This is a genomic window from Stakelama sediminis, assembly GCF_014199335.1.
GTDB classification, from domain to species: domain Bacteria; phylum Pseudomonadota; class Alphaproteobacteria; order Sphingomonadales; family Sphingomonadaceae; genus Sphingomonas; species Sphingomonas sediminis.
The window spans coordinates 925,127-943,926 of record NZ_JACIJI010000001.1; the positions used below are offsets into that span (position 1 = coordinate 925,127).

General features: G+C 63.0%; 17 protein-coding genes. 8 read left to right on the top strand and 9 right to left on the bottom strand.

Going from position 1 to position 18,800, the window contains the following annotated elements; genetic code table 11:
- Positions 1-6: 6 nt before the first annotated feature.
- Complete coding sequence (gene lldD, locus FHR23_RS04755; RefSeq protein WP_184001740.1) at positions 7-1,164, bottom strand: FMN-dependent L-lactate dehydrogenase LldD; 1,158 nt, start codon at positions 1,162-1,164, stop codon at positions 7-9.
- Between the two features lie 32 nt (positions 1,165-1,196).
- Entirely contained in the window at positions 1,197-2,192 is a 996-nt protein-coding gene (gene galE / locus FHR23_RS04760; RefSeq protein ID WP_184001741.1) for a UDP-glucose 4-epimerase GalE, read from the bottom strand.
- Between the two features lie 58 nt (positions 2,193-2,250).
- On the opposite strand from galE, the gene msrA reads away from it, so the two are divergent.
- Positions 2,251-2,799 carry a peptide-methionine (S)-S-oxide reductase MsrA gene (gene msrA / locus FHR23_RS04765; protein ID WP_184001742.1) on the top strand — a complete coding sequence of 183 codons (549 nt, stop codon included), beginning with the start codon at positions 2,251-2,253 and terminating at the stop codon, positions 2,797-2,799.
- 126 nt (positions 2,800-2,925) lie between these two features.
- Here msrA and FHR23_RS04770 read toward each other — a convergent pair whose 3' ends face one another.
- Positions 2,926-4,803 carry a gamma-glutamyltransferase family protein gene (locus FHR23_RS04770; RefSeq protein ID WP_184001743.1) on the bottom strand — a complete coding sequence of 626 codons (1,878 nt, stop codon included), beginning with the start codon at positions 4,801-4,803 and terminating at the stop codon, positions 2,926-2,928.
- Positions 4,804-4,880: 77 nt separating this feature from the next.
- Positions 4,881-5,822 (bottom strand): L-threonylcarbamoyladenylate synthase, encoded by a 942-nt coding sequence (locus FHR23_RS04775; RefSeq protein WP_184001744.1) that lies wholly within the window; start codon positions 5,820-5,822, stop codon positions 4,881-4,883.
- Between the two features lie 66 nt (positions 5,823-5,888).
- Here FHR23_RS04775 and FHR23_RS04780 point away from each other — a divergent pair, with 66 nt between their 5' ends.
- Positions 5,889-7,610, top strand: coding sequence for an acyl-CoA dehydrogenase (locus FHR23_RS04780; protein ID WP_184001745.1), 1,722 nt, complete (start codon positions 5,889-5,891; stop codon positions 7,608-7,610).
- A gap of 3 nt (positions 7,611-7,613) precedes the next feature.
- Here the strand turns inward: FHR23_RS04780 and FHR23_RS04785 are convergent, their stop codons facing one another.
- The 3 genes from FHR23_RS04785 to FHR23_RS04795 all read right to left on the bottom strand — a co-directional run bounded on the left by FHR23_RS04785 (position 7,614) and on the right by FHR23_RS04795 (position 9,138).
- Positions 7,614-7,847, bottom strand: a complete 234-nt coding sequence (locus FHR23_RS04785) for a hypothetical protein (RefSeq protein ID WP_184001746.1) — start codon at positions 7,845-7,847, stop codon at positions 7,614-7,616.
- Between the two features lie 315 nt (positions 7,848-8,162).
- A complete protein-coding gene (locus tag FHR23_RS04790) occupies positions 8,163-8,519 on the bottom strand; it encodes a GntR family transcriptional regulator (protein WP_184001747.1) in 357 nt (118 codons plus the stop codon).
- Positions 8,520-8,556: 37 nt separating this feature from the next.
- Entirely contained in the window at positions 8,557-9,138 is a 582-nt protein-coding gene (locus tag FHR23_RS04795) for a nitroreductase family protein (RefSeq protein ID WP_184001748.1), read from the bottom strand.
- A 148-nt stretch (positions 9,139-9,286) separates the two neighbouring features.
- On the opposite strand from FHR23_RS04795, the gene FHR23_RS04800 reads away from it, so the two are divergent.
- Complete coding sequence (locus FHR23_RS04800; protein ID WP_184002183.1) at positions 9,287-10,894, top strand: peptide MFS transporter; 1,608 nt, start codon at positions 9,287-9,289, stop codon at positions 10,892-10,894.
- A gap of 25 nt (positions 10,895-10,919) precedes the next feature.
- The gene (locus FHR23_RS04805; RefSeq protein WP_184001749.1) at positions 10,920-11,615 is read left to right on the top strand and encodes an NnrU family protein; all 696 of its coding nucleotides are present in this window, start codon (positions 10,920-10,922) and stop codon (positions 11,613-11,615) included.
- 3 nt (positions 11,616-11,618) lie between these two features.
- On the opposite strand, the gene FHR23_RS04810 is transcribed toward FHR23_RS04805, so the two are convergent.
- Together FHR23_RS04810 and acs are read right to left on the bottom strand one after the other, a co-directional pair.
- A complete protein-coding gene (locus FHR23_RS04810; protein WP_184001750.1) occupies positions 11,619-11,810 on the bottom strand; it encodes a DUF5818 domain-containing protein in 192 nt (63 codons plus the stop codon).
- A gap of 61 nt (positions 11,811-11,871) precedes the next feature.
- Complete coding sequence (gene acs / locus FHR23_RS04815) at positions 11,872-13,812, bottom strand: acetate--CoA ligase (RefSeq protein WP_184001751.1); 1,941 nt, start codon at positions 13,810-13,812, stop codon at positions 11,872-11,874.
- Positions 13,813-14,002: 190 nt separating this feature from the next.
- Between acs and FHR23_RS04820 the strand changes: the two genes are divergently transcribed.
- Genes FHR23_RS04820 through FHR23_RS04835 form a run of 4 tightly spaced genes read left to right on the top strand, consistent with a single transcriptional unit; the run spans position 14,003 to position 18,716 of the window.
- Entirely contained in the window at positions 14,003-15,445 is a 1,443-nt protein-coding gene (locus tag FHR23_RS04820; protein WP_246359682.1) for an efflux transporter outer membrane subunit, read from the top strand.
- Positions 15,446-16,765 (top strand): efflux RND transporter periplasmic adaptor subunit, encoded by a 1,320-nt coding sequence (locus FHR23_RS04825; protein ID WP_184001753.1) that lies wholly within the window; start codon positions 15,446-15,448, stop codon positions 16,763-16,765.
- Positions 16,762-17,517, top strand: coding sequence for an ABC transporter ATP-binding protein (locus FHR23_RS04830; protein WP_184001754.1), 756 nt, complete (start codon positions 16,762-16,764; stop codon positions 17,515-17,517). The genes FHR23_RS04825 and FHR23_RS04830 overlap by 4 nt, the downstream gene beginning before the upstream one ends.
- The gene (locus tag FHR23_RS04835) at positions 17,517-18,716 is read left to right on the top strand and encodes an ABC transporter permease (protein WP_184001755.1); all 1,200 of its coding nucleotides are present in this window, start codon (positions 17,517-17,519) and stop codon (positions 18,714-18,716) included. The genes FHR23_RS04830 and FHR23_RS04835 overlap by 1 nt, the downstream gene beginning before the upstream one ends.
- Positions 18,717-18,800: the final 84 nt, after the last annotated feature.

Here is an 18,800-nt window from a genome sequence, read left to right on the forward strand (position 1 = left end):
GCCGAATCAGGCTTTGGCGGCGGCGAACACTTCACTCGCGAGGATCGAGCGATCGATTTCGGCAATCGAACGCACGCCCGTCAGCGTCATGGCGACCCGCATTTCCTTCGCGAACAGGTCGAGTAGGTTGCGCACCCCCGCCTCCCCTTCTGCGGCCAGCGCATAGATGAAAGCACGGCCCAGCAGCACCATATCGGCACCCAGCGCCAGCATCCGCACCACATCCAGCCCGGAGCGCACGCCCGAATCGACCAGCACCTTCATATCGCCGCCGACCGCATCGGCAATCAGCGGCAAGGCGCGTGCGGTGGAACGCACGCCATCCAACTGCCTGCCGCCATGGTTGGAAACGACCACGCCGTCCGCACCGAAGCGCACCGCATCACGCGCATCTTCCGGGTCCAATATGCCCTTGATGACCATCGGCCCCTTCCAGAAGTCGCGAATCCACTCCAGATCGCGCCAGGAAATCGACGGATCGAAATTATTGGCAAGCCAGCCGATATAATCTTCCAGCTTCGTCGCCTCGCCGCGATAGGCGGAAATATTGCCCAGATCGTGCGGGCGTCCGCGCAATCCCACATCCCATGCCCATACCGGGTGCAGCACCGCCTGCGCCATCCTGCGCAACGCCGCATTCGGCCCCGACATGCCCGAATGCACATCGCGATAGCGTGCACCCGGCGTCGGCATATCGACGGTAAAGACCAGCGTTTTGATCCCCGCTGCCTGCGCGCGTTCCAGCGCGTCGCGCATGAAACCGCGATCCTTCAGCACGTAAAGCTGGAACCAGATCGGTGCGGAAGATGCCGCCTGCACCTCGGCAATCGGGCACACCGATACGGTCGACAGGGTAAAGGGAACGCCGAACCCCGCCGCTGCGCACGCCGCCTGAACCTCGCCGCGGCGAGCATACATGCCCGTCAGCCCGACCGGCGCCAGCCCCACCGGCATGGCAAGCTGCGTGCCGAGAACTTCCGTCGTCAGGTCGAGGTTTTCGACATTCTTCAGCACCCGCTGGCGCAATTCGATATCTGACAGGTCAGCGACATTGCGGTGCAGTGTCTGCTCGGCATAGGCGCCGCCGTCGATATAGTGGAACAGAAAAGGCGGAAGCCGCCGACGGGCCGCTTCACGATAATCGGTGGGAGACGAAATCAGCATTATGGGCCTTTGATGAAGGGGGACAGGCTTGTCTAGCGCTCAGCGAGCCTGCGTTCCCAGCCAAGGGCATCGCGTACGATGCCGTCAAGGTCATCGCGCTTCGGACGCCAGGGCAGCGCTTTGAGGATCGCGGCGTTGTCGGCCACCAGCGCATCGGGATCGCCCGCACGGCGCCCCTCCATCCGCCGGTCGATCTTCATATTCGTCACCCGATCGACCGCATCCAGCACCTCCAGCACCGAATAGCCCCGGCCATAGCCGCAATTGAGCGTATGACTCTCATCGGGCTTTGCGATCAGCAGGTCGAGCGCATCGACATGCGCCGCCGCCAGATCGCTGACATGGATATAGTCGCGTACCCCGGTGCCGTCGGGCGTGTCGAAATCGGTGCCGAACACGCTCACCCCATCGCGCTTGCCGATCGCCGCCTCAACCGCGACCTTGATCAGGTGGGTCGCTCCGGCAGTCGATTGCCCGCTGCGCCCCTGCGGATCGGCACCCGCGACGTTGAAATACCGCAGCGCGCAATAATTGATCGGGTGCGCTGCCGCCGTGTCCTTCAGCATGATCTCCGTCATCAGCTTCGACATGCCATAGGGGTTGATCGGCTGTTTGGGCGAATCCTCACGCACCGGCACGACGTCGGGAATGCCATAGGTCGCCGCCGTCGAGGAAAAGATGAAATGCTTCACCCCGCATGCCACCGCACTTTCGATCAGCGCGCGGCTGGCGGCGGTATTGTTGCGATAATATTTGAGCGGATCGCTCACCGATTCGGGCACTACGACCGATCCGGCGAAGTGCATCACCGCGACCACATCATAATCGCGCATCGCTGCGCGCACCGCATCATCATCGGCGACATTCGCCTCGACCAGCGTCGCGCGATCGTCCACCGCCCAGGCAAAGCCGGTGACGAGGTTGTCGATGACCACCACGTCCCAGTCGGCATCGAGCAGCGCCAGCACGGCATGGCTACCGATATAGCCTGCCCCGCCGGTTACCATCACGCATCCCTTGCTGGCCATGCGGTTTCCCTTTCGCTCGATGCTTCCTACATGACTGTCAAACAGAAGGAGTGTTACAATGGCAAGCGAAACCGCGATTTTTGCGGGCGGGTGTTTCTGGTGCACCGAAGCCGTGTTCAAGGATATTATCGGCGTCAACAGCGTCGAAAGCGGCTATATCGGCGGCACGAAGCCCAATCCCACCTATCGCGAGGTTTGCGACGGCAATACCGGCCATGCCGAAGCGATCCGGGTAACCTTCGACCCCGATCAGGTCCGCTATGCCGATCTGCTCGACATTTTCTTCGCGACTCACGATCCGACGCAGCTCAACCGGCAGGGCAACGATGTCGGCACACAGTATCGCTCCGCCATTTTCCCACAAACGCCAGAGCAGAGCCATCAGGCGATGATGGCGATCGAACGTAATCAGGTGAACTGGCCCCAGCCCATCGTGACCACTATCGAACAGTCGAATGAATGGTGGCCGGCCGAGGACTATCATCAGGAATATTGGGAAGGCGAAGGACAGCGCAATCCCTATTGCATGGCCGTCATTCCGCCCAAGCTCGCCAAACTGCGCAAGAGTTTTGCCGAACGGTCGAAAGCGGCAACGGCGGAAGCCTGAACACCCCTGCTCCATCGTCATTGCGAGCGCCAAAGGCGCGCGGCAATCCAGCCCCGGCCCAACGCGCGCTGGATTGCTTCGCCCGGTTTATGCCGGACTCGCAATGACGGCCTTTTATGCCTCCTCTCAATAGGCCAGCGCGCAGCCATCGGCGCGCATCTCGCTGGCGGCAGCGTAGATGCGCGTGTCGCCCTCATGCCGGTTTTCGACGCATTCATAGCGGCCGAACCCGCCGTCCGGCTCGCCGATCGTCCAGCCCATATCGGCCAGCGCAGACCGCGTTGCCGCCGGAATGCCGGTTTCCAGCCGCAAAAGCCCGGTTTTGGGCAGGCCCGGTGCGTCTTCCCCCATCGATTGTGAAGAGCCTTCATGGTGCCAGCGCGGACTGTCGGCGGCGGACTGGATTTCCAGCCCATAATCCTTGCGATTGACGATGATCTGCGTCTGGCCCTGCGGCTGCATGTCGCCGCCCATCACGCCGAACGCCATCCACGGCACGCCTTTGATGCTGGCAAAACCGGGAATGATCGTCTGGAACGGCCGCTTGCCCGGCGCATAGATGTTGGGATGCCCGTCCTTCAGCGAGAAGAGCTGCCCGCGATCCTGAAACATGAAGCCCAGCCCGTCGGCAACCAGCCCCGACCCCATGCCGCGGAAATTGGACTGGATCATCGACACCATCATCCCGTCCTTGTCGGCGGCGCTGAAATAGGTGGTTTCGGCATGATCGGGCGCATGGCCGGGATAGACCGGCGTCAGGATGCTGTCAGGTTTGATGAGCGCGGCGCGTTTGGCGGCATATTCCTTGGAAATCAGCCATTCGACCGGCACTTTCGAAAAGTGCGGATCGGCATAATAGCGCGCGCGGTCTTCATAGGCGAGGCGCTTTGCCTCGACCTGCAAGTGGATAGAGCGCGGCGACTGGAACCCTTCCCCGCGCAGGTCGAAATGCTCCAGCATGTTGAGCATCTGCAAGGTTGCGATCCCCTGCGTATTGGCGCCCAGCGCATGCACCGTCACCCCGCGATAATCGGTGGTATAGGGCTGTACCCATTCGCTGTGCATCGCCTGCAGGTCGGACTTTCGCAGCCAGCCGCCGATGCGCCGGAAATAGGCGTCGATCGTGTCGGCGATCGGCCCGTCGTAAAAGGCATCGCGGCCGCCCCTGGCGATCATGCGATACGTGCGGGCCAGATCGGGATTGCGGAACATCCCGCCGGTCGCCGGGCCGACGCCGTTGGGGGCATAGGTTTTGAAGGCGTTTTCGATTTCGCCGATCTCGGCCTTGCGCTGTTTGAAAATCGCCATGTTGCGGCGGATATAATAGGCGATCACATCCGGCACCGGCACGCCGTTTTCGGCATAGTCGATCGCGGGTTGCAGCACCTCTGCCCAGGGCAGCTTGCCGTAACGCTGATGCAGCGTCCACCAGGCGTCGAGCGCGCCGGGCACCGATACGGCAATAGGGCCCAGCGCCGGAATCGCACCGTTTTTGGCATGTCGACGCACCGTTTCGAGGCTCAGTCCCATCGGTGATCCGCCCGACCCTGCCAGCCCGGCCAGTTTCCCCACCTTGGGATCCCATACCATCGCGAAACAGTCGCCGCCGATGCCGCTGGATGTGGGTTCCAGAAAACCCAGACAGGCGTTGATCGCAACCGCGGCATCGACCGCCGACCCGCCTTTCTTCAGAATGTCGAGGCCCGCCATGGTCGCATAGGGATGCGCCGATCCGCACGCTCCCGACGTCCCGTACACTGCCGTGCGAGAGGCGAAGGTCGCGCCGACCGGCCGGTCGCCCGCCCGAACGTCATAGCGCACGAACCGGTCTTTGCCCTTCGGCCAGAATTTCGGCTTGTCCGCCGCCTGTTGCGGACCCGCCTCCGGTGCCGCACCGCCCGTTCCCGCACCGGTCGATGCTGCACGTGCGTCGGCCTTTCGGGTAAGCAATTTGGTGGCCAATGCGGTGGCGGGCAGCGAAGCGAGAAAGGTTCGACGGAACATTATGGGTCTCCAGCAGCTATCCGGTCATGCTGACCGACGCACCGGCACGATGCAACTATTGTTCCCAGCCGCCCTTATCAGCCGCGTTCGGGCGGTACCGCCGCGCGCGACAGGCGGTCGTTAATGGCCGCACCGACCCCCGCCATCGGCACCGGTGCCACCGCAATCGCTTGCCCCGACGACGCATCGGCGCGGTGGAGACAGTCGAACAGCCGCGCCGCCGCTTCCATCGCGTCGCCCGACGCCGACAGCGTATCGTTCCCGCGCACATCGCCGAACCCGATCAGCCACTCCCCGACGCGCGCCGCCATCGCATTCAGCCGCACCGGCTTTACCGGCGCATAATGGCTGGCAAGCTGGCCCGGTGCACTGATCCCGCCACCCGCGCCCTGCAATGGCTCCCCCAGCACAGCCTCGATCGCCTCCGCCGTAACCGGACCGGGACGCAGCAGGCGCGGCGGCGGTCCCGGCGCAACGATGGTCGATTCCAGCCCGCGTTCCGTCGGCCCGTCGTCGAGGATCAGGGAAATATGCCCGTTCAGGCTGGCAACGACATGCTCGGCCCGCGTCGGGCTGATCGACCCGCTGGCATTGGCGGACGGCGCGGCGAGCGGCTTGCCCGTCGCCCGGATCAACCCCTGCATCGCGCGGTGCGCCGGACAACGGATCGCGACCGTCGGCAGGCCTGCCGTCACCAAGCTGGCCACCGGCGCCCCCTCTGCCAGCGGCACCACCAGCGTCAGCGGCCCCGGCCACCAGCGTTCGACGAGCGCCAGCGCCGCATCGTTGAACTCCCCGATCGCTTGCGCCATCGCCAAGTCGGCGACATGCACGATCAGCGGGTTGAAACTCGGTCGCCCCTTGGCCGCATAGATGCCCGCCACCGCGCGCGAATCGGTGGCGTCGGCGGCCAGCCCGTACACTGTCTCGGTCGGTACCGCGACGCATCCGCCCGCCGCGATCACATGCGCGGCCTCCACCAGTCCGGCCTCGCCGTAGGGTAAGGTTCGCGTGAGCATCGGGGCATTTGAATCGGGCACGAAAGCGGGGCTATAGCCAGTTCGGAAAAGGCACAAGAGAGGATCATGGACTTTACCGCCCCCGTCACCGAACAGCGTTTCGTACTCGATCATATCGCCCGTCTCGACACGCTTGCCGACACACCGCGTTTCGCCGCCGCCTCGCCCGATCTGGTGGATGCCGTACTGGAAGGAATCGGCCAGTTCGCCGCCGGCGAATGGGCGCCGCTCGACCGTATCGGCGACACGGTGGGCGCGCGCTGGACCGAAGACGGTGTGGTGATGCCCGACGGCTTCCGCGCCGCCTATCAGGCGTATGTCGAAGGCGGTTGGGGTACGATAGGCTCACCGGAAGCATTCGGCGGACAGGGCCTGCCCTTCGTGCTGGCGACTGCCGTGCTGGATACGCTGGGGTCCGCCAATATGGCCTTTGCACTGGCACCGACGCTGACCGTGGGCGCAATCGAGGCGCTCACCCATCACGGCACGCCGGAGCAGCAGGCGGCGTACCTGCCGAAACTCTCGACCGGAGAATGGACCGGCACGATGAACCTGACCGAGCCGCAGGCAGGCTCCGATGTCGGCGCGCTCAAGACGAAGGCGGAGCCGCGCGACGACGGGCGCTGGTCGATCCGGGGCACGAAGATCTTCATCTCCTTCGGTGATCACGACATGACGGACAATATCGTCCATCTGGTGCTCGCGCGCACTCCCGGCGCACCGGAAGGTACGAAGGGGCTGTCACTGTTCCTGGTGCCCAAATACCGCCTCGACGCCGACGGCAATCCCGGCGACATCAACGATGTTCGCGTGGTGTCGATCGAGCACAAGATGGGACTGCACGGCTCTCCCACCTGCGTGCTGAGCTTCGGCGACCATGGCGATTGCATCGGCGAACTGATCGGCGCGGAAGGCGGCGGCATCGCGGCGATGTTTACGATGATGAACAATGCCCGCCTCAATGTTGGACTACAGGGGGTGCAGACCGCCGAACGCGCAACGCAGCGCGCCGTCGCCTATGCCCGCGAACGTATCCAGTCGGCGCGCGCCGGATCGGGTAGCCGGGAACCGGTGGCGATCATCGAACATCCCGATGTCCGGCGGATGCTGATGCGCATGAAGGCTCAGACCATGGCTGCACGCGCCCTGCTCTATTACGCTGCGTCGCAGGTCGATCATGCCAATCTGGGCGATACGGAGGCGAAGAAGCGGCTCGACCTGCTGACTCCGCTGGCGAAGGCGCACGGCACCGATCTGGGCGCCGAAGTCGCCGACATCGCTATTCAGGTGCATGGCGGCATGGGCTATATCGAGGAAACGGGCGCCGCCCAGCATTTCCGCGATGTACGCGTCACCCGCATCTATGAAGGCACCAATGGCATTCAGGCCGCCGATCTGGTCGGGCGCAAATTGTCGATGGACAATGGCGCAACGCTCACCTCGCTGCTTGCCGATATGCGCGGTGAGGCGCAGGGCGAGGCGCTTCTGACGCTGATAGATGCTTGCGAAGACGTGGCTCGCAATCTGCTCGCCAGCGATATCGAGGATCGACTGGCGGCCAGCAGCCCGTTCCTGACCATGCTGTCGGTCGCGACCTGCGGCTGGCTGCTGGAACGAGAGGGGCGGATTGCGGCCGAACTGCCGGATTCGCCCTTTGTCGCAATGAAACGCGCCGCAACGCGCTTCTATGGCGAACAGATCGTGCCGGAGGCGCTTGGTCTCAAGGCCGCAGCAATGGCACCGGCGGCACCGCTCTATGCGGTGGAGCCGGAAACATTCGCCGCATAAGGTTTACGCGGCGAGCGGCTCCACCTGCTTGCCGCCATGACTGCGGAACAGGCCGAAGCCGCGCACCCCACCGCCATTGATCGGCAGCGCGGTGGCGCAGAATGCGCATTCCGCAGTGGTGCGTCCGATCACCCATTGGGTGTTGCCGCAACCGGGGCAATGATTGACCTCATGCATGCGATAGCCGACGCGATATCCGGTTCGACCGGGGACGACGGGCTGCTTGAACTGGTACATGTCCACACTCCCTGACTTGTGAAGAGAAAAAGCGCGCGACGACCCGTTTTGTTCCGACGATAAGCTGCTACAGCCGGTCCGACAAGGCACACTGTTGCTGCAATGCAACGGTATTTTACCACTTGTCAAAGGGCCGAATCGCCGGGGTCGGCGGCTTTTTCAGATGCGGGAAAAAGGGCGGCCTAAGCCCTATTGGTCACGCTCGGCGAGACCGGAGACGGTCCAGCCATCAGTACGCCTTATGGCATAATCCCTATGAAGGATGCCGTACTGTCCAAAAGATAGTTGCGTATGATTACAAATCGTATCCCGCGTTCAGGCGGTTTCGCAATCCAGCAATTCGGCCGTGTTAAGACCCAGCAAGGCAATATGTTCGCACACGCGCGGCCAATACCCGGTGAGGAAGCGCTCGCGCTCCGCCACCCGCAGTCGTTCCACTGCGCCGGGCAGCACGAACATGCCGACGCCGCGGCGCACCTCGACATAACCGTCGTCCTGAAAGCTTTGATAGGCCTTGGCGACGGTCAGCGGATTGGCGCCCTGTTCAGCCGCAAACGCGCGTACCGAGGGAAGCTGATCGCCAGCGCCATATTCCCCGCGAAGGATCGCTGCCGCGACGATCGCCCTCAGCCGCAGGTAAACCGGGCCGTCCTCATGCTCCAGTGCCGTCATGCTGCTTTAATACAGCAACCACGTAAAAAAGCCAGCCCTATTCGTCCCATACGCTCAACACCTGATCCAGTTCGGGACGCGGGCGTTCGGACAGTTCCTTGCCGGGCGTGCCGAGGAATATGAAACCGGCGATCCGCTCGGGCGCAGCGCCGAACGCGTCGCGCACCCGGTCGTCGAACGCGGCCCAGCCGGTCAGCCAGCCACCCGCATAGCCCATGGCGTGTGCGGCATGGAGCAGGTTCATACACGCGGCGCCTGCCGATAATTCCTGCTCCCATAAGGGAGTTTTGCTCTCCGTCCGGGGAGAATAAAGCACCACGACCAGCGCGGGTGCCTGATGGGCAAACTGTTCCGCCGCTTCCAGCTCCAGCCTTCCGGCATCAGGTTTCCCGGCCAGATACGCGCTCTTCAACAGTTCGGCCAGCGCTGCGCGGCGGTCGTCCGGGACGATCACGAACCGCCAGGGCGCCAGTTTACCGTGATCGGGAGTCCGGCCGGCGACGGCAACCATCGAACGCAGTGCATCCATGTCAGGGCCAGGCGCAATAAGGTCGCGCGGCTTGCCCGAACGACGGGTTGAAAGCAGCGAAAGCGGGGTGGTGCGGTCGTTGAACGTCATGCGGCGCGATGTAGGTCGTCATCCGCAAAGTAACAATGCGCTTGGCAAGCCGGTTTCTGTCGTTACGTTCCCCCGTCATGAAACGCCCCGCAGATGCGACGGGCGACAAGAGAATTGCAAAAGGGTTTTGCCGGTGAGTTTCAACGACATGATTTTGGTGGGAGGGATCGCGGTACTCGTGCTCTTCCTGCTGGGCGGCGCCTATGCCGTCACCCGACCGCAACCGGAATTTCTGGGCCATCCCAAGGGACTGTACGTCCTGTTCTTCGCGGAGATGTGGGAGCGTTTTTCCTATTACGGGATGCGCGCGCTGCTGATCTTCTATCTGACGATGCACTGGAAATTCACCGACGCAAAGGCGACGCTGATCTACGGCGCCTATACCTCACTGGTCTATATTACGCCGGTTCTGGGCGGCTATCTTGCCGATAAATGGCTTGGTCAGCGCAAGGCGGTGCTGTTCGGCGCGATCATTCTTACCGGCGGCCATTTCCTGATGGCGTTCGAAGGAACCGGCGGACAGGGCGATGCGACGATCAACATCTTCTGGCTGGCGCTGTCCTTCATCATCGTCGGTTCGGGCTTCCTGAAGGCCAATATCTCGGTGATCGTCGGCCAGCTTTATCCGCGCACCGATGTGCGCCGTGACGGTGCATACACCATCTTCTACATGGGGATTAACGTCGGTGCGGCGGTCGGTACGATCATCGCCGGCTGGCTGGGTCAGCAATGGGGCTGGAGCTGGGGCTTCGGCGCGGCCGGTGTCGGCATGTTGCTGGGCCTGATCGTGTTCGTCGTGTTCCGGCCGCTGCTGCTGGGTCAGGGCGAATCCCCCGATCCCGTTGCGCTGGCAAAGCCGGTGGCGGGCATCAAGCTGGAATGGCTGATCTATATCGCGGGCATCGCCTCGATCGCGATCATCTGGGCCTTGATCCAGTATCAGGACGTGATCGGCTGGCTGATGCTGGTGTGCGGCGTCATCCTGCTCGGCTATATGCTGATAGAGGCATTCCGGCTGGATGCGCATTCGCGCGATCGTATCTTCGCGATCATCTTCCTGATCCTGTTGCAACCGGTCTTCTGGGGCCTGTTCGAACAGGCGGGCGGTTCGCTCAGCCTGTTCACCGACCGCTATGTCGACCGGGCGGGCATCGACGCTTCATTGTTCCAGTCGGTCAACCCGATCTACATCATCATCTTCGGCCCTCTGATGGCGATGCTGTGGACGAAGCTGGGCAAGCGCGGACTCGAACCCTCCACACCTGCCAAGTTCGGTATCGGCCTGGTGCTGCTGGGTCTGGGCTTCCTGGTGCTCAACTGGGGGGCGCATGGCGCGGGCATGATGGTGGCGACGCCGGTGCTGTTCATCTTCCTCATCTATCTGTTCCACACGATCGGCGAACTGTCGCTGTCGCCGGTGGGGCTGAGCGCGATGAACCGGCTGTCGCCCAAACATATGGCCAGCCTCATCATGGCGGCGTGGTTCTTTGGCACCGCGGGCGGCAATTTCGTCGCGGGCAAGATCGGTGAAGCCACCGGCAGCGATGGGGGCGAGGCGACCAAACAATCGATCCTCGCCATTTACTCCGATATCGGCTGGATCACGGTCGCTATCGGCGTGTTCGTGATGGTGATCGCACCGCTGGTGAAGAAACTGTCGCATCTCGACACGCTTCGGGACGATCCGCTGGCCGGACAAGGCGAGCTTGCCGAGCCGGAGGCCGCAGGCTTCAACACCAGCACGGAAACGCGCTGATCCGAGCCGCTGAAGGGAGGAGGAAATGTTCAACCTGATACTGGCGTGCGCCGCCTTTGTCGGAACGCATTTCCTCCTCTCCCATCCGCTGCGCGCGACGCTGGTCGCTCGGATGGGTGAGCGCGGCTTTCTGGGGCTTTATTCGCTCATATCCTTCATCACACTGGGCTGGATGGTGGTCGCCTATCGCGCCGTGCCGATGCAGCCCTATTACTGGCATGTCGGTACCGCCTTATGGGCGCTGGCGACGCTCATCATGCTGGTGGCGAGCATTCTGCTGGTCGGGTCGCTGATCGGGAACCCTGCCCTGCCCGACCCGACGCCGAAGACGACCAGCCGCCCACCCGCACCGCGCGGCGTGTTCGCGGTTACCCGGCATCCGATGCTGTGGTCCTTCGCACTGTGGTCGCTCGCCCATATTCTGGTGCTGCCGATTGCGTCCAACATCGTGCTGGCGCTCGCCATCGCCATCCTGTCGCTGGTCGGCGCGGCGTTGCAGGACCGCAAGAAAGAGCGGTTGGAACCGCGCTTTTGGGAACGCTGGGAAGGCGTTACCTCTTTCTGGCCCTTCGTTGCCTTGCGGGAAGGCCGCGCGCAATGGGCCGCCGCCTGGCCCGGCACCGGCGTTACGCTGGGCGGCATCGCACTATGGCTGATCGCAAGCTGGGCGCATATGCCGCTCGCCGGATGGCCCGCCGGAATATGGCGCTGGATCGGTTAAAGCCTATTCGCGGGCGATGGCGGTGACTTCCAGCACCGCCCCCATCATCTCACCCGACAGGCGCACCCGCTTTTCGACATGATCGACCGGCGTACGCGCCAGCCGCAGCGGCAAACGCCCGCCATCATCGCGCTTGAGCACAAAGCCGCCGCCATCGCGGGTCAGCGTGCCGGTCACGGTGACGTGATCTTTCATCTGTTGACCAACCAATCTGCATAAGCGTCAGCCAGCAGCGCGCTATCGACGGCAAGCCGCGTCACGCCACCCGGTTGGCGATCAGGTCATCGACCACGGCCGGATCGGCCAGGGTCGAGGTATCGCCAAGGCTGGAGGTATCGCCCTCCGCGATCTTGCGCAGGATACGGCGCATGATCTTGCCCGAACGCGTCTTGGGCAGCCCGGGCGCGAACTGGATCGCATCGGGCGTGGCGATCGGTCCGATTTCGCTGCGCACCCATTGGCGCAGTTCCCGCCGCAATTCCTCCGTCGGTTCATCGTTGGCGTTGAGCGTGACATAGGCATAGATACCCTGCCCCTTCACGTCATGCGGACGTCCGACCACGGCGGCTTCGGCCACATGCGGATGGGCGACCAGCGCGGACTCGACCTCTGCGGTGCCCATGCGATGTCCCGATACGTTGATCACGTCATCGACCCGCCCCGTGATCCAGTAATAGCCGTCCGCATCGCGGCGGCAGCCGTCGCCGGTAAAATATTTACCGGGATAGGTACTGAAATAGGTCTGGAAGAAGCGGTCATGATCGCCCCATACGGTGCGCATCTGCCCCGGCCAGCTTTTCGCGATCACCAGATTGCCTTCGGTCGCACCATGCAGGATCTGGCCTTCGGCATCGACGATCTGCGGGTCCACCCCCGGCATGGGCAGCGTCGCGGAACCGGGCTTGAGTGCGGTGGCGCCGGGCAGCGGCGCGATCATGTGCCCGCCGGTTTCGGTCTGCCACCAGGTATCGATGATCGGGCACCGGCTGTCGCCCACCACTTCATAATACCAGCGCCAGGCCTCGGGGTTGATCGGCTCGCCGACGCTGCCCAGCACGCGCAGCGAGGCACGGCTGGTCGCTTTTACCGGTTCGTCGCCCTCCGCCATCAGCGCACGCAGCGCCGTCGGTGCGGTATAGAGCGACGTCACCTGATGCTTGTCGACCACCTGCCACATCCGGCTGGAATCGGGCCAGTTCGGCACGCCTTCGTACATCAGCGTGGTCGCCCCGTTGGCGAGCGGACCATAGAGGATATAGCTGTGCCCCGTCACCCAGCCGATATCGGCGGCGCACCAGAACACCTCGCCCTCACGATAGTCGAAGGCGAGTTCATGCGTATAGCTGGCCCAGAGCAGATAACCGCCCGACGTATGCAGCACGCCCTTCGGCTTGCCGGTCGAGCCGGAGGTATAGAGGATGAACAGCGGGTCCTCGGCATCCATCGCCTCGGCGGGGCAGTCTTCGGAAACCTCTGCAGATGCTTCATGATACCAGATATCGCGCCCGTCCTGCATCGCGATATCGGCGCCGGTCGCTTTGACCACGATCATTTTTTCCAGCGCCGGGGCATGCTTCGCCGCCGCATCGGCATTGGCTTTCAGCGGCACCCGCTTGCCGCCGCGCCGCCCTTCGTCAGCGGTAATCAGCACCGCTGAATCACAATCGGTAATCCGCCCCGCCAGCGCCTCGGGCGAAAAACCGGCAAACACCACTGAATGGATCGCACCCAGCCGCGCGCAGGCCAGCACCGCAAAGGCGGCTTCCGGGATCATCGGCATATAGATCGTCACCCGGTCGCCCTTGCGCACCCCCTGCGCTTTCAGGACATTGGCAAAGCGGCACACCTCGCGATGCAGTTCCAGATAGGTATAGCGTCGCGCAGGCTCTTCCGGGTCGTCGGGCTCCCAGATGATCGCGGTGGCGGCCGCGCGATCCTTCAGATGCCGGTCGATACAGTTGGCCGCGACGTTCAGCTTGCCGTCGGCGAACCAGTTGATGTGAAAATCATTTTCGTCGAACGACCAGTCGCCCGCCAGCTCGGGCCGCTTGATCCAGTCCAGCCGCCGCGCCTGTTCCAGCCAGAAGCTGCCGGGGTCAGCGATCGAACGGCCGTGCAGGGTTTCATACCCTTTCGCATCGACACGCGCGCGCCGTTTCCATGCTTCGGGGACGGGATAGACTTGCGGTTCCGACATAGATGCTCTCCTTGCCCTCTTTTGTGGGGGTATGCCCGGCGACGTGCAAGCCGTGCTCAGACATATGCGGGAAACTTTATTGTGGCGCTGATACAGTTTGCGACAAAAAACTAGTGGACGAATGCCAACCAATTTCGCATTTAAGTGTTCTATGGATGTAAAACGGATTTGGGCCGTTAGCGCGCCGGCGATGCTGCTTCTGTCAGGCTGCGCAGTCGGCCCCGACTATCATCCGCAGTCCGGAGCATCGCTGGGCGTCCCGCAGCAATATTCTGTGGCGGCCGATGAACAGCCGCGCGCGGACCTCACCCATTGGTGGACCAGCTTCAACGATCCCTTGCTGACACAACTTGTCGGCTCGGCCGAAGCCACCAACCTCGATGTCGCGCAGGCGCTGACCCGATTGCGTCAGGCACGCGAATCGCTGGTACAGTCGCGTGCATCGCTGCTGCCCTCGCTCAGCGCGTCGGGCACGGTATCGCGCAACCAGAATCTGCGCGGCGGCACCAGCACCTATACCCTGCCCGACGGCACGGTGACATCGATCACCACGGGCAATTCGACCAGCTTCTCGATCGGCGCGGACGCCAGCTATCAGGCCGATCTGTTCGGCGGCAACCTGCGCAGCGTGCAGGCGGCGCGCGCCAGCCTGGCCGCCTCGGGATATAATTATGCCGACGTGCTGATCACCGTACAGGGCGAAATCGCCCGCAACTATATCCTCGCCCGCCTCTATCAGGCGCAGCTCACCAATGCCCGCAATGCATTGTCGATTCAGGATGACAATCTCCAGATCGCGCAATGGCGGGTGCAGGCCGGTCTGGTTTCCTCGCTCGATCAGGAACAGGCGCGTCAACAACGCGCACAGACCGCCGCAACCATCCCGTCGCTGGAAAACAGCTATAATCAGGCGGTATCGCGGCTTGGCGTGCTGACCGGCCAGGCGCCGGGCGCGCTCAAGACCGAAATGGAAAAGAAGGAGCCGATTCCGCAAGGACCGTCCGATATCGCGGTCGGCATCCCTGCCGATACGCTGCGCCAGCGCCCCGATGTTCGCGCCGCCGAACGTGATCTTGCCGCCGCCACCGCGCAGATCGGTGTCGCAAAGGCGCAGCTTTTTCCGCAATTCAATATCGGCGGCAGCATCGATTCCAGCGCCAATGCGCTGTCGAGCCTGACCAACATCATCACCGGCCGGCTGTTCGCCACCATTGCCCAGACCATCTTCGACGGCGGTCGTCAGCGTGCGCAGGTGCGGTCGAACGAAGCCGCCGCACAGGGCGCGTTTTACAACTATAAACAAACGGTACTCAGCGCGCTGGAAGATGTCGAAAACGGCATCACCGCGCTCGACACCGCCGAACAGCGCGAGCGCGATTACACGACTGCCCTGAACGCTGCGAACAACGCCGCGATCCTGTCACGCAGCCAGTATCGCGCGGGCCTGACCGACTTCACCACTCTCAATCAGGCGGAAAGCGCGTTGCTGAGCGCAGCCAACAGCCTGTCACAGGCGCGTGCCGACCGCGCCAACGCACTGATTCAGCTTTACGGCGCGCTGGGCGGCGGCTGGCAATCCGATACCGCGCCCACCACGCCGCTTGACCAGACAACAACCAACGGGAAACGCTAAATGGCCGAGCAGGATCAGGCCCAACTCGACGAGTTTCTTGGTGCCAGGCCGACGCCCCGCTGGCGGCGCTGGGTGAAATGGATCGCCATCGGTATCGGCGTGATCCTGCTCGCCCTGCTGGTTTCGCGCTGTTTCGGGGGAAAGGAGCAATCGGGCTATATCACCCAGCCCGTAAAAAAAGGCTCGCTCGACATTTCGGTTACCGCGACGGGTAACCTGAAACCCACCAATCAGGTGGATGTCGGTTCCGAAGTGTCCGGCCGGATCGACAAGGTGATGGTCGACGTCAACGATCATGTCACCAAGGGACAGGTGCTGGCCGTCATCAACACCGATGTCGTCAACGATCAGATCAAGCAGGGCCGTGCCAACCTGTCCGCCGCCCAAGCCTCGGTCGCGCAGGCAAAGGCGACGTTGCAGGGCGACCAGGCATCGCTCAACCGGTTGCAGCAGGTGCAGAAACTGTCCGGCGGCAAGGTGCCGTCGAAGACCGAAATGGATACCGCCATCGCCAATGTCGCACGCGATAAGGCCGCGGTACAGTCGGCGCAGGCCAATGTCGCCGCGAATCAGGCACAGCTATCGACCTATCTGACCAACCGTTCGCGTGCCGTGATCGTCTCGCCGATTTCCGGCGTCGTGCTGGCACGCGAAGTCGAACCGGGGCAGACCGTCGCGGCATCGTTCAGCACCCCGACCCTGTTCGTGCTGGCGCAGGATCTGACGTCGATGCAGCTTGAAGTGTCGATCGACGAAGCCGATGTCGGACAGGTCCATGCGGGCCAAAAGGCAACCTTTACCGTAGATGCCTATCCGGGCCGCAATTTCCCGGCGACGATCAACCGGGTTGATCTGGCCTCCACCAGTATCGCCTCAAGCAGTTCGAGTTCGAGCAGTTCCTCCAGCAGCAGCAGTTCGAGCAGTACCAGCGGCGTCGTATCCTACACCGCCATTCTGGATGTGCAGAACCCTGACGGCGTGCTGCGCCCCGGCATGACCGCGACCGCGACGATCCAGACCGATCAGACCGGCGAGCAATTGCTGGTGCCCAATGGTGCCCTGCGCTTCACACCGAGTACGACAAGCAGCAGCAGCGGCGGGTTCCACATGGGTCCGCAGCGGTTCGGCCTGAACAAGGAACAGCAGGCAAGCATCGGCGTCGGCAGCAAGCAGACCGTCTATATCCTGAATGCTAAACAGCAGCCTGAAGCGGTCAGCGTCGTTACCGGTCAGAGCGACGGCGAGCAGACGGTGGTCAAGGATACCAAGCTGAAGGCAGGCCAGCAGGTCATCACCGGGGTTCGGGCTTCGAAGAAATGACCGACGCGCCGCTCATCCGGCTGTCGGGCATCACCAAGACGTTCGGCAAGGGAACCGCAGCCTTTCAGGCACTGAAGGGCGTCGACCTCGACATCATGCGCGGCGACTTCATGGCGGTGATGGGACCGTCGGGATCGGGCAAGTCGACGACGATGAACATTCTCGGCTGTCTCGACATACCGACCAGCGGCACCTTCACCTTTCGCGATGTCCCGGTGCAGTCGCTTAATCGCGATCAGCGCTCGCTGCTCCGGCGGCAATATCTCGGCTTCGTGTTTCAGGGATTTAACTTGCTGGCGCGCACCAGTGCGCTGGAAAATGTCGAACTGCCTCTCCTCTATCGCGGTGAATCCAAGGCTGCCCGGCGCGAGGCCGCAATGGCGGCGCTCGACAAGGTGGGACTTGCACCCTGGGCCACCCACACCCCCGCCGAACTGTCGGGCGGGCAGCAACAGCGCGTAGCAATCGCACGCGCCATCGTCACCAATCCCGACGTGCTGCTTGCCGACGAACCGACCGGCAATCTGGATACCGAACGCTCGGTCGAGATCATGGAATTGCTGACCGATCTCAACCGCAACAGCGGCATCACTATCCTGCTCGTAACGCATGAGCCGGAAATGGCGGCCTTTGCGCATACGGTCGTACATTTCCGCGACGGGCTGGTCGAACGGATCGAACGCAACCATCGTCCGGGCCAGCCGGTCGACGGGGTCGCACCGCCCGATGTCGTGGTGGAGGGCAAGGACTGATGTTCGGAACCACGCTGCTGCTCGCCTTTCGCGAGATTCGCCGTCACCTGCTGCGGTCCTTTCTGACCACGCTGGGCATCATTATCGGCGTCGCCGCCGTCATCACCATGGTGACGCTGGGCAACGGCGTGTCGAAAAGCGTCGAGGACCAGATCAGTTCGCTGGGTACCAACGTGCTGATGGTCTTCCCCACCCGCGGCGACCGGTCGGGTACGCCACGGCAGTTCAAATCGTCGGATATCGAGGCGATCCGGACGCAGATCGCGGGCGTGAAGACCGTCGCCGGTCAGGTTTCGCAAAGCGTGACCGCCATTCATAACGGCCAGAACTGGGCCACTACGGTCAATGGCGCAAACGACACGTTTCTCGTTGCGCGCAACATGGAATTGTCGTCGGGCCGCATCTTTTCGGATACCGAACAGGAAGCGGGCAAAAGCGTCTGCATCATCGGCAGCAAGGTACAGTCGAACATCTTTCAGGCCGATACCAGTCCGCTGGGTCAGCGGATGCGCCTCGATACCGTATCGTGCACCGTCATCGGCGTGCTGAAGGAACGCGGCCAGGGCGGCGGCGGGCAGGATCAGGACAATATGGTCGTAATGCCGCTGAAAACCGTGCAGCGGCGCTTCACCGGCTCGCCGGATATTCAGACCATCGTTGTCGCCTATGACGGACAGTATGACAGCACCTCGATCCAGAACCAGCTGGTCAAGCTGTTGCGCGACCGGCGCCACCTGTCGGATGCAGCGGAGAATGATTTCAACATCATCGACACTGCGCAGATCACCGCCGCCGTCACCGGGTCGTTAAGCGTCATCACCGCCTTTCTGGCGGCCGTCGCGGCGATTTCGCTGATCGTCGGCGGCGTCGGCATCATGAACATCATGCTGGTGTCGGTGACCGAACGCACGCGGGAGATCGGCATCCGGCTCGCCATCGGTGCGCTTGCCCGCGAAGTGCGGATGCAGTTCCTGACCGAAGCGGTGGTGCTGTGCTGTCTCGGCGGAATGGTCGGCATGGTGCTGGCGCTGGGCCTGTCGCTGGCGATCACCAGCGCGGCGAAGGTGCCGTTCGCCTTTGATCCCATGATCAACATCGTCGCCTTCGGCTTTTCGGCGCTGATCGGGGTGGTCTTCGGCTATTTCCCCGCTCAGCGCGCCGCCGCCCTCGATCCGATCGAGGCTCTGCGCCACGAATAGGGCACCAACAGCCATATCGATGAAACGCTGCGTGGCGAGAAACCGAACGTCAGTGCGAGCGCCGAAGGTACGAAGCAACCCAAC